Origin of the sequence: Sporosarcina koreensis (genome assembly GCF_001531445.1) — a bacterium.
In the GTDB taxonomy this organism is placed as follows: Bacteria; Bacillota; Bacilli; order Bacillales_A; family Planococcaceae; genus Sporosarcina; species Sporosarcina koreensis_C.
On the sequence record NZ_LQYA01000198.1, the window covers coordinates 149,409 to 161,075 of the forward strand.

General features: G+C 38.2%; 9 protein-coding genes and 1 pseudogene. 8 read left to right on the forward strand and 2 right to left on the reverse strand.

All coding sequences use genetic code 11. From position 1 onward, the window contains the following. From AWV70_RS18650 to AWV70_RS18685, 8 genes are all read left to right on the forward strand, one after another. On the forward strand, nucleotides 1-1,188 hold a 1,188-nt coding region (locus AWV70_RS18650), incomplete at its 5' end, for a glucose-6-phosphate isomerase (RefSeq protein ID WP_060210035.1). A gap of 13 nt (nucleotides 1,189-1,201) precedes the next feature. Beyond that, on the forward strand, nucleotides 1,202-2,176 hold the full coding sequence (locus AWV70_RS18655; RefSeq protein ID WP_060210036.1) for a glycosyltransferase: 975 nt from the start codon (nucleotides 1,202-1,204) through the stop codon (nucleotides 2,174-2,176). Nucleotides 2,177-2,214: 38 nt separating this feature from the next. Then, nucleotides 2,215-3,690 (forward strand): lipopolysaccharide biosynthesis protein, encoded by a 1,476-nt coding sequence (locus AWV70_RS18660; RefSeq protein WP_060210037.1) that lies wholly within the window; start codon nucleotides 2,215-2,217, stop codon nucleotides 3,688-3,690. A 218-nt stretch (nucleotides 3,691-3,908) separates the two neighbouring features. Then, nucleotides 3,909-4,958 (forward strand): ATP-grasp domain-containing protein, encoded by a 1,050-nt coding sequence (locus AWV70_RS18665; protein WP_060210038.1) that lies wholly within the window; start codon nucleotides 3,909-3,911, stop codon nucleotides 4,956-4,958. Next, entirely contained in the window at nucleotides 4,948-6,102 is a 1,155-nt protein-coding gene (locus AWV70_RS18670; protein ID WP_060210039.1) for a DegT/DnrJ/EryC1/StrS family aminotransferase, read from the forward strand. Before AWV70_RS18665 ends, AWV70_RS18670 begins: the two co-directional genes overlap by 11 nt. Further along, complete coding sequence (gene rfbA / locus AWV70_RS18675; RefSeq protein ID WP_060210040.1) at nucleotides 6,102-6,974, forward strand: glucose-1-phosphate thymidylyltransferase RfbA; 873 nt, start codon at nucleotides 6,102-6,104, stop codon at nucleotides 6,972-6,974. Before AWV70_RS18670 ends, rfbA begins: the two co-directional genes overlap by 1 nt. 12 nt (nucleotides 6,975-6,986) lie before the next feature. Next, nucleotides 6,987-7,991, forward strand: a complete 1,005-nt coding sequence (rfbB, locus tag AWV70_RS18680; RefSeq protein ID WP_082713705.1) for a dTDP-glucose 4,6-dehydratase — start codon at nucleotides 6,987-6,989, stop codon at nucleotides 7,989-7,991. A 28-nt stretch (nucleotides 7,992-8,019) separates the two neighbouring features. Beyond that, entirely contained in the window at nucleotides 8,020-9,309 is a 1,290-nt protein-coding gene (locus AWV70_RS18685) for a diaminopimelate decarboxylase (protein ID WP_235588748.1), read from the forward strand. 68 nt (nucleotides 9,310-9,377) lie between these two features. Here AWV70_RS18685 and AWV70_RS18690 read toward each other — a convergent pair whose 3' ends face one another. Together AWV70_RS18690 and AWV70_RS23065 are read right to left on the reverse strand one after the other, a co-directional pair. Further along, complete coding sequence (locus tag AWV70_RS18690) at nucleotides 9,378-11,129, reverse strand: phospho-sugar mutase (RefSeq protein WP_235588749.1); 1,752 nt, start codon at nucleotides 11,127-11,129, stop codon at nucleotides 9,378-9,380. Nucleotides 11,130-11,253: 124 nt separating this feature from the next. Continuing rightward, nucleotides 11,254-11,667: pseudogene (locus AWV70_RS23065) on the reverse strand (hypothetical protein); the annotation flags it as partial.

Genomic DNA, 11,667 nt, shown 5'->3' on the forward strand with positions numbered 1-11,667 from the left:
GATCATCCATATAATGTTACTCAAAAAGAACTTTATCAAATTCAAAAAGCTGCCATGAAAGTAAAGGCTGACAGCGATATTTTTCTCATCATTGGAGTTGGTGGGTCCTATTTAGGGGCAAGGGCAGCAATCGAGGCGTTGGGGCATAGTTTTCAGAACTACTTGACGGCAGAAAGTCGTTCAGTTCCACAAATTTTTTTTGTCGGAAATAATATGAGCGCAACCTATATAAAAGACTTGAAAGACCTGCTGCATGATAAAGACTTTTCGATAAATGTAATTTCAAAGTCTGGTGTGACATTGGAGACGGCAATCGCCTTTCGGATATTCCGAGAGCTTCTTGAAAGAAGATATGGAAAGAAAGGTGCGCGTGAAAGGATCTATGTCACGACTGATCAAGCAAATGGCTTGCTTAGGAATATTGCTGCAACAGAAGGATTTGAAACTTTTAGCATACCGAGGAATATTGGTGGGAGATTTTCAGTACTTTCAGCTGTAGGACTTTTTCCGATGGCAGTGAGCGGAATTTGTATTGATGAAGTTATACGGGGTGCGATTGCTGCGAGAAGAATGCTAAGTAATCCGGAAATCCAGGAAAATCCAGCTTATCTATACGCAGTTGTGCGCAACATCCTCTATGAAAAAGATAAAACAATTGAAATTCTCGTTAGCTATGAGCCTAGTTTTCAGTATTTATTGCAGTGGTGGAAACAATTATACGCTGAGAGTGAAGGGAAGGAACATAGCGGCATTTTTCCTGCTACAGCAATTTATTCAACTGACCTCCATTCGTTGGGGCAGTATGTTCAGGAAGGTAGGCGCGATCTTTTCGAAACAAATATTATAGTAGATGAAATGCAACAGGATTTACTAATTGAAGAGTGGGAATGTAACTTGGACCAATTAAATTATTTGGGTGGAAAAACATTGAATGATATTAAAGATAGAACATTTGAGAGTGCGTTGCAGGCACATACGGAAGGAGGAGTACCAAATATCATTTTAAGAATCCCTAAAATTGATGAATTCCATTTTGGGTATTTGGTGTATTTCTTCCAACTGTCTTGTGCGATGAGCGGATACCTTTCAGGCGTTAATCCATTCGACCAACCTGGTGTGGAAGCATATAAAAAGAATCTCTTGCATGCGTTGAATGGATCTAGATTGGATCAAACGACCATTATTTGAAAAGAGGGAATCCATGACTGTTTTAGTAAGTGTGAATTGCATTACGTACAATCAGGAAGCTTACATTCGGGATGCTATTGAAAGTGTACTAATGCAAATAACGGATTTTCAATATGAGCTTCTGATCGGGGAAGATTGCAGTACGGATAGTACCCTTCAAATCGTAGAAGAGTATGCAAAAGAATACCCGGATAAGATTCGCATCATTACTTCTGAAAGAAATGTTGGAGCTAGACAAAACAGCGTAAGGCTTCAACGGGAATCCAAGGGTAAGTATATCGCAATTTGTGAGGGGGATGACTACTGGATAGATCCATATAAGTTGCAAAAGCAAGTTGATTATATGGAAGCAAATCCTACTTGCACATTGTGTTTTCATAATGCTTTTTTAGTAAGAGGGGCAAAAAAAGAGGAAGAGAAAAAGCCGTCATTAATTAAGAAAAGTAATCTTTATTATAATAAAGCGAAATCTAATTATAATGCTGGTGAACTAGCACTGCTTGGTTTTATACCAACCTCCTCATTTATATACCGGCGAGAATTCATGGATCATCCCCCTGAATGGTATTATACAGCGGTCGTAGGAGATAACGCATTGAAGCTCATTACTACTAGTCATGGATACGCTCATTTCATAGATGATAATCTCGGTGTATATCGGATTGAAGTTAAAAATTCTATGATGGATAAATGGAAGAAGGAAGAGGGCCAGAAGGAAAAACAAATTGCCAGGAATCAGGGGTATATTGAATTGCTGGATAACTTTAATCGTTATTCAAACTATATCTATGATAATCAAATAAAAAAGGCTAAAGTACCGTTCGAAGTATTGAATTTGGGGTTGTCTGGAAACAGAAAAAGGATGAAAAGTGAGGAGTATAAAGAGTACTTTAGCTCTTTGAATAGAAAAGAAAGATTCATATTTGCAGGCAACATTTATTTTCCGAAGTCGCTTTCTATGTTAGTACGGTTAAAGTCTTTTCTTTGAAAGTATTACAATAGAAAAACTCAATTAGGAGTAATCGAATGCCGAATCAAAGCTCGCTTAATGATAAAACGATTGTCGGCTTGTTTTGGAGTTTTTTGGACTTACTGTCCAAAGGCGGAATACAGTTAGGTCTGCAGATTATTCTAGCAAGATTACTTTTACCGGATCATTTTGGTTTGTTAGGTATGGTTATTGTTTTCATTACCATATCAACTATTGTTATTGACAGTGGATTTTCCCAAGCATTAATCCGGGATAAAAACACAACGCAATTAGATTATACGACAGTATTTTATTTTAACTTATTCATTTCCTTTTGTGCCTACGGCTTGCTGTTCGTCTTTGCTCCATCCATCAGCGATTTCTATAGTGAGCCTCAATTGGTCGCAATTATTAGGGTCATTTCATTGGTCCTCATTGTTAACTCATTGGGAATTATACAACGAGTGAAAATCATAAAGAAAATAGACTTTAAAACCTTAACAAAGATCAATGTGTTTTCGGTTGCCATTTCAGGCGGCATTACCATTACAATGGCGCTTTTAGGTTATGGTGTATGGAGCTTGGTCATGAATATGATTTTAGCAGCACTCGTTCAAACAATTTTATTATGGTTTTATAATAAATGGATACCTTCCCTTTCTTTTAGTTACCAATCATTTACTAAATACTTCGGATTTGGTTCAAAGCTATTAGTGTCCAGTTTAATTGATACGTTTTACAATAATATCTTTTACGTCATCATTGGAAAAGTTTTTTCCACGACGCAGCTCGGTTATTATTCGAATGCTGTCAAGTTTAGAGATTTAGCAGCATTATCAATTTCCACTGCGGTGGAAAGAGTTTCTTACCCGGTGTTGAGCAGTATTCAAGATGATGACATCCGTTTGAAACTCAGCTTTAAAAAAGTTATAAAAACTACCGCCTTCGTATACTTTCCAATCATGGCCGGATTAGCAGCAGTTGCCTTCCCGTTGTTTGGACTTGTCATCGGGGATAAGTGGCTGCCTTCCGTTGTCTATTTTCAATTGCTTTGTATTGCAGGAATGCTCTATCCGATCCATCTGCTCAATTTAACTATTCTTCAAGTTAAAGGGAGGTCGGATCTGTTTTTAGTAATCGAAGTTGTTAAGAAGGTTATTTTAACAGTTCTCATTCTATTCGCTTTGACAATGAAATTAGGAATCATCGGTTTGATCATGGCTGCGCTGCTGAACTCTTTTCTCTCTTTTTTTGTGAATAGCTATTTTTCGGGAACCGCAATTGGATATTCAACTAAGGAACAACTGAAGGATCTACTGCCCGCATTCATAATCGCTGTCGTAATGGGTGTTTCCGTTTACTGTTTGGGCTTTATTTTACCTGCTAATTATCTTGTTAAATTAGTTGCTCAAGTAGGAATTGGCATCATTATGTATGTTGTATTATGTAAAATTCTTCACGTTCAAGAGCTTAGAGTGGTTTACCAAATTTTATTTGCCATTGTATTGAAAAAAAAGAAAGCTTACCTCTAAGAAGGAGCAGTTAAAAGTGTGAACGGGATATTCCGCTCATGCTTTTTTGGTTGGTATAAATAGGCCATTGATTTCTCTTCTACTTGATTGAATGAAAACAATTCGCATTGCATACAATCTGGTAGCGGAAGGATTAATGTTTTATTTCCATAGCGAAAATGGACAAGAGAGGAAATGTAAATTACCTATTACTACACATTTAGAAATGAGGGAAGTCATTGAATATACTATTCACTTCAGCAGGCAGAAGAAGTTATTTGGTGAACTTTTTTAAGGAGGCGCTGAATGGAAAAGGTAAAGTCCATGTCGCCAATAGTTCTCGTCTTTCAACTGCAATGATTTCAGGAGATTACTCTATAGTTGCTCCTTCAATCTACGAAAAAGAGTATATTCCTTTCCTCAAAAATTATTGTCTGCAAAATGAAATTCAAGCGCTAATTCCTTTATTCGACCTTGATTTACTTATATTGTCCAGGCATAAAAAGGATTTTGAAGAGATAGGCGTTCAAGTGATCGTTTCTTCTGAAGAAGTCATTGCAATTTGTAATGACAAATGGGAGTCTTACAACTTTTTAAGAAAAAAAGGTTTTAACACTCCGACAACCTTTTTGAAGGTGAACGATGCATTAAAGGCAGTAAAGCAAGGTGAAATCCATTTTCCACTCATGATAAAGCCACGCTGGGGAATGGGGTCCATATCGATCTTTGAAGCAGATAATATTGATGAGTTAACTGTATTTTATCAACGAACATTGAAGACGATTCAATCTACCTATCTTTCTTATGAAGCCCTTCAAAATGCTGATGCATGTATCATTATTCAGGAGAAACTGGAAGGACAAGAATACGGACTGGATATCATAAATAATTTGCAAGGTGACTACGAAGTAACTGTTAGTAAAGAAAAAATAGCAATGCGTTCCGGAGAAACTGATTGTGCAGAAGTGGTATATCATGAAGGTTTGGAAAAGGTTGGAGAGAAATTAAGCAATATACTAAAACATATTGGGAATTTGGACGTTGATGCATTCATGGTGAATGGGAATCCCTATATTTTAGAATTAAATGCACGCTTTGGAGGGGGGTATCCATTTAGTCATATTGCAGGGGTGAATCTACCGAAAGCAATCATCCAGTGGCTAAAGGGAGAAACAGTGGAGAAAGAATTGCTTAAGCCTCAAATAGGCGTTATTGGCTTTAAAGAATTGACGATGGCAGCTTGTAAAACACCGACTTCATCTTTACAAGGAGGCAAAAATGATCGCTAATAAAATTTCTGAACCTATTTATATCACTCGTCCGCTATTACCTGACTTAGGGGTCATCAGTAATAGTTTACATGAAATATGGGAGAGCAAACGAGTGACGAATAACGGTGCAAAGGAAAGACTTTTAGAGCAGGAATTGAAGGATTACTTGGGAGTTGAACATCTCTCTCTTTTTAATAATGGCACATTGGCTTTGCTCTTAGGCTTTCGGGCATTGGGCTTGAAAGGTGAAGTGATTACTACTCCTTTCACATTTCCGGCAACAGTCCAAGCATTGGATTGGAATGGTCTTACACCTGTTTTTTGCGATGTCGAACCTGAGACGATGACAATCGATGCAACAAAAATTGAGAGGTTAATTACAGAAAAGACAAGCGCAATTCTTGGTGTGCATGTATTTGGTAATCCTTGTAATGTTAACAAAATACAAGAAATTGCAGACAAGTATCAGTTAAAAGTCATTTACGACGGAGCACATGCTTTCGGCATGAAATTAGATGACAAACCAATAAGCGATTATGGTGATATGACAATGTTCAGCTTTCATGCAACGAAGTTATTCAATACGATTGAAGGTGGGGCATTAATCTTTAAAGATCATCGTGTAGCTAGTAAGTTAGCAATGTTGAAAAACTTTGGTCTTGATGGACCTGAAAACGTTATTTTGTCAGGGTTAAATGCAAAAATGAATGAAGTGCAGGCGGCTATCGGGTTGGAGGTTCTTAAGCTGGTTAAAGAAGAAAGAGGGAAGCGGCATGCAATCAAGGAGAGCTATGAACAGTACCTCGCTAGTATTGCTGGAATTAGAATACTGACCAGCTCAGAAAAAGACAATAGTAGTTATCAATACTTTGTCATTGAAATTAATGAAGAAAAATACGGGAGATCCAGGGATTGGCTGCATGATGAATTGAAAAGAAATAATATATTCGCAAGGAAATATTTTTATCCTTTATGCAGCGGTTTTAGCTGGTATAAAGGCTTAGAGTCCGTAAATCCGGATAATCTTCTACAAGCTAATGCAGCCGTTCAGAGGACATTGGCGCTCCCTTATTATGGCGACCTCGGTTTGGAACTTGTTCAATCGATTTGTGAAATCATCAAAAAGGGTTATAAAAAGACTAAACAAACGAGTGATATGTGATGAAAGGGATTCTATTAGCGGGCGGTTCTGGAACTCGTCTTTATCCTCTAACGAGAGCCATCTCAAAACAAATGTTACCTGTTTACGATAAACCGATGATCTACTATCCATTGTCTGTATTAATGCTGGCAGGGATTCGGGAGATATTGGTCATTTCAACTCCTAGAGACATCGAGGGGTTTAAAGATTTGTTAGGCAACGGGGGTGATCTAGGTATCGAATTACATTATGAGGTACAAGAGCATCCCAACGGTTTAGCTGAAGCGTTCATTATAGGCGAAAAATTCATCGGGGATTCTCCAGTTGCGTTAGTGCTAGGCGACAATATCTTTTATGGCTCCAATTTTGGACATAGAGTACAAAAGGCAGCGGAACTTTCAAGTGGGGCACTCATATTCGGCTGTTATGTCAACAATCCAAGGGCATATGGGGTTGTTGAAATAGATGATAATATGAATGCAATTTCTATTGAAGAAAAGCCTAAGAATCCCAGATCGTCATACGCTGTTCCTGGATTGTATTTTTTTGATCATCGGGTAGTGGATTATGCGAAACAAGTGAAGCCATCTGCTCGTGGTGAAGTGGAGATTACAAGTATCATTGAAGAATATTTAAATAGGAATGAACTTACAGTGGAAGTTTTGGGTAGGGGGTTAGCGTGGTTGGACACGGGAACCCATGAATCATTGTTGGAAGCTTCAAATTTCGTAGAAGCCATTCAGAAACGCCAAGGGCTATATGTTTCCTGTATTGAAGAAATTGCTTATAGGAGAAAATACATCACCCGTGAACAGTTACTCATATTAGCTAGACCATTATTAAAAACGGATTACGGCAAGTATCTCATGGACATTGCAAGCAGCAAAATATAAAGGAGGCATCCATTGAAACTATTAGTAACCGGGGGAGCCGGTTTTATTGGTTCGAACTTCGTCAAATATATGGCTGCAAAACATAAATATAAGATTATAGTTCTTGATGCATTAACATACGCAGGATCACTTTCCAACCTGGAGGATATCGCATTGGAAGCAAATACTGAATTTGTTGAAGGCGATATTACTGATGCGAAATTAGTGGATGGCCTTTTTGAGCTTTATAAATTTGACGTAGTCATCAATTTTGCTGCTGAATCTCATGTGGATCGGAGTATAAGTAGTCCGGGTATATTTATAAAAACAAATATTATGGGCACGCATGTATTACTGGAAGCTGCAAAAAAATATTGGACAGTCAGTTTGAGTAAAGAAAGCTATCCGCAATACAAAGACAATGTTAGATTCATTCAAATCTCAACTGATGAAGTGTATGGAACACTTGGACCGGATGGTTATTTCACTGAAGAAACAAATTTATCTCCAAATAGTCCTTATTCAGCTTCAAAAGCATCATCTGATTTACTAGTCAGAGCCTATTATGAAACATACGGTCTACCTATTGTAATTTCAAGGTGTTCTAACAACTTTGGACCAAACCAGCACGAGGAAAAGTTAATCCCCTGTATGATCCATCGGGCTTTACAAGAAAGACCTCTTCCAATTTACGGAGATGGTAGACAGGTGAGGGATTGGCTATATGTGGAAGACCATTGCGTTGCAATTGAAGCTATACTTCATAAGGGGAAAATCGGGGAAGTTTATAATGTTGGAGGTAACAATGAGAGGGAAAATATAGAAGTAGTCAAAATGATCGTTAATAAGATTGGGAAAAGTGAAGGCTTGATCAAGTTCGTTGAAGATCGATTAGGACATGATCGCAGATATGCCATTGATAACACGAAAATTACAAATGATTTAGGATGGACCCCCTCTTATACATTTGAACAAGGTATTGAAAAGACAATCGATTGGTATTTGAATAACTGGAATAAAGTCACTAAAATGCAATAAGTGGAAATATGGGAGGTCATGCGGAAAAGTGTTGGAAACCTATAATGTCGAGATAGGGAAAGTAAAAGAGTTAAGTGAATTAGATATCATTTGTTCATTGGAAAAAGCATATAGGGACTCATTTTATTTGTTTAATATTGATAGACTTTGGAAAAACTATGCTGACATGCTTACTGCATTCAAAAGTCGGTATGAGGACGTTATCATTGGATATTCGTATAAAACAAACTATGTACCCGCGTTACTTAAGGAAATGTCCACACTAGGTGCTTATTCCGAAGTTGTCTCAAGATTGGAATACGATTTGGCATTGAAAATTGGGGTACAACCGGAAAAGATTATTTTTAATGGACCTTTAAAAGGTTATGATGATATTAAACTGGCTTTGGATGGAGATAGTATTGTTAATCTTGACTCGTCCTATGAAATTGAATTTATAAAAAAGTATATGAAAGAAAGTAATAAGCCGATAAAGATTGGGTTGCGGGTGAATTTTGATATAGAAATGAACGGAATCAACCCCGTGCAAAATGGATTTAAAAATAGCCGTTTTGGTTTCTGTACCACAAATGGCAGCTTTGAGAAGGCAATTAATGAACTGAAGGAAATGGAAAATGTCACTGTTGTCGGACTGCACGGACATTTCTCAACGACTACTAGAAGTTTAGAAGTCTATAAGAAGATAACGACTACTCTTTGTGATTTAGGTAAGAAATACTTATCGGGCACGCTTGAGTATATTGATATTGGCGGCGGAATGTATGGAAATGTTCCTGATTCAATGAAAATAGATTATGTCCCGACTATGGATGATTACGCAGAAGTGATTTGCGTAATACTTAACAGGGAAAAGATTCATTTTGAAAAGAATATAACGCTTATAATTGAACCTGGTTTATCATTGGTTGTAGATGCTTTTCAATTCTATTGTAGAGTAGTTGATGTGAAGACAAATCAAGACGAACATTTTGTTTTGGTAAACGGAACAATTCAAAACATCAAACCAACGATGCATTCTATTAACCTTCCGATGAAACACTTGCGAATCGGGAAAAAACAATATATGAAAGGCCGGTTTAATGTAGTAGGGCACACATGCATGGAAAAAGATTATTTATCGATCGGGCTTGTCGATGAAATACCACTTCCCGGTGATTTTTTAGTGTATAACAATGTAGGAGCCTACACGATTGTTTTCAATCCACCATTTATCAAAGAAAGGCCACCGATTATTGCTCAGGAAGGCAATAAATTGTGGATTGTAAGAAGGCTGGAAGAGCTGAATAACTTCATTAATGATGAGCTGTATGTCTATTGAACATCTAGTGTAAATGTAATTAAAAAATACCCTGCTTGAATATTGGCAGGGTAACGCAGTAGACCAAACTAATTAGTAATTAACATATCGGAACAGCACTGACACAAATGATGCATAAATTCTTTCTCTAAATTGATTAACGAAAGTGAGGCTTCTTTTAAAGTCTCTTTTTTTACGCCAAAATAAAATTTGACGGTAGGTTCCGTCCCTGAAGGGCGAACACAAATCCAGGAGTCGTCGGCAAGATGAAACTTAATGGCATCTGCCTTTGGCAACGGTAACTGTTCAATTCTTCCACTTGAATAATAACGCTTTTGCTCGTAGTAATCTTCAATCGCGATTACTAAGGAAGACAGTGTTAGGGGTTCATTGCGAAGGAATTTCATCAAATGTTGTATTTGGAGTTGTCCTTCTTTCCCTAACATTTGATAGGACGTAACTGATTCGAGAAAATATCCGAATTCTTCATACAGCTCATGCAGGACACAAGATATCGTCTTGCCAAGAACTTTATAATACGAGGCTATTTCGGCTATTAGAAGAGCTGCTTGTACAGCATCTTTATCCCGCGTGAAATCATCGATTAAATAACCACAACTTTCCTCGTAACCGAATAAAAAACTATATTCACCGGTTTTATTGTATTCCTCGATTTTCTCCGAAATGTACTTGAATCCTATTAATGTTTCTACCGTTTTAATACCGAATTTTGAACCGACTGCACGTCCCATATCTGAAGTTACAATTGATTTTAGAAGAACTCCGTTATGTGGAAGTTCCTCTTTGTATGTTTTTTGAAGAAGGATATAATACAGTAACAGAACTCCGATTTGATTTCCGGTTAAATGTACATATTTTCCGGCTTTATCCTTCACGACAACGCCAAGCCTGTCTGCATCGGGATCGGTTGCGATTAGCAGGTCGGCATTTATCTTGCTGCCCATGGCCATTGCTAATTTAAAAGCCTCAATAGCTTCAGGATTTGGTGTGCGGACAGTTGGAAAGTTAGGGTCCTGGTTGGCTTGTTCCTCAACAATATAAACATTTTGGAATCCGAATGAATCCAATCCTTTCATTACGGGGAAAAGTCCTGATCCGTGTAGGGGTGTATAAACGATGGATAACTCTTTCCCGAATCTTTTAGCGATGGAAGGGTTTTTGGTTAAACTATTTAGTTTGTTATGATAGGCATTATCAATTTCATCCAAAATTAAATGTAAAATACCCATTTCAATTAACCTATGTTCATCTCCAATGCCAATAGAAAATATATCAGTATTTGTTTTCATCAGATTCTCAATTTTACTTGCTGATGTAGGAGAAAGTTGTCCTCCGTCTTCACCATACACTTTAAATCCATTATAGTCAGCTGGATTATGGCTTGCTGTAATGACGATGCCGGCAAATGCATGTAAATGGCGAATAGCAAAAGATAGTTGGGGGGTAGGACGACTTTCTGAAAATAAATGAACTTGTATATTATACTTGCCGAGCACTTTTGCTGATTCAAGTGCGAATTCTTTTGAGAAATGTCTTGTGTCGTATGCGATGACGACACCCCGTTGCATGGCTTCTTTCCCACAGTCTTTGACATACAGGGCAAGTCCTTCTGACACAAGGCGTATTGTGTATACGTTGACTCGATTGGTTCCCGCGCCAAGCAACCCCCGTATCCCGCCTGTTCCAAATGATAAGTATTGATAAAAACGGTCTCTTATTTCTATTTCATTATCCTTAATATTGTATAATTCCTTTTTATGAATACTACTTAAACTAGATTCATTCATCCAATGATTATATAGGCGCATGCAATTATCCAACTCTCTTCTCCCTTCGATAGTATGTGTTCTCTATCAAGCTAAGATATGAAGCTAGCTTTCAAGATATGCATACAACGAAAGGAATGAAAAATCGCGGATGCCAAATAGGATCCGCGATTTTTCATCAAAAACAAGTAAACTGGTCAATCCGGTTCAAATCGATTCCGAAAAACTCCCATCTGCGACGGCTAGGTCTCCATCGGTATCCTGCCACGGAAGTGCGTCCGACGAATGTTGGGAAGTACCAGAAGCCATTTCGTCTTGATGTCCAGACGAATGTGTATCTGAATAGGCATCCTCTAATTGCGCCAGGGTCTACTGCGAAAAGCTGTGCTTGATTACCACCCGGATAGGATGGTGTGAAGTTTGGTGGTGGGGAAGATGGTGCTTGTTGGCCACCTTGACCGCCTTGCCCCGGCGGGAATCCGCCTCCAGGGAATCCGCCTCCAGGGAACCCGCCACCCGGAAATCCACCGCCTGGAAACCCGCCGCCTGGAAATCCTGGTCCGCCCTGGCCAGGTGGAAATCCAGGAAACCC

Bases quoted from the DNA above. Each gene is read 5' to 3' on its own strand.
- AWV70_RS18655 (WP_060210036.1), top strand. From the start codon at position 1,202: ATGACTGTTTTAGTAAGTGTGAATTGCATTACGTACAATCAGGAAGCT.
- AWV70_RS18660 (WP_060210037.1), top strand. From the start codon at position 2,215: ATGCCGAATCAAAGCTCGCTTAATGATAAAACGATTGTCGGCTTGTTT.
- AWV70_RS18670 (WP_060210039.1), top strand. From the start codon at position 4,948: ATGATCGCTAATAAAATTTCTGAACCTATTTATATCACTCGTCCGCTA.
- rfbA (WP_060210040.1), top strand. From the start codon at position 6,102: ATGAAAGGGATTCTATTAGCGGGCGGTTCTGGAACTCGTCTTTATCCT.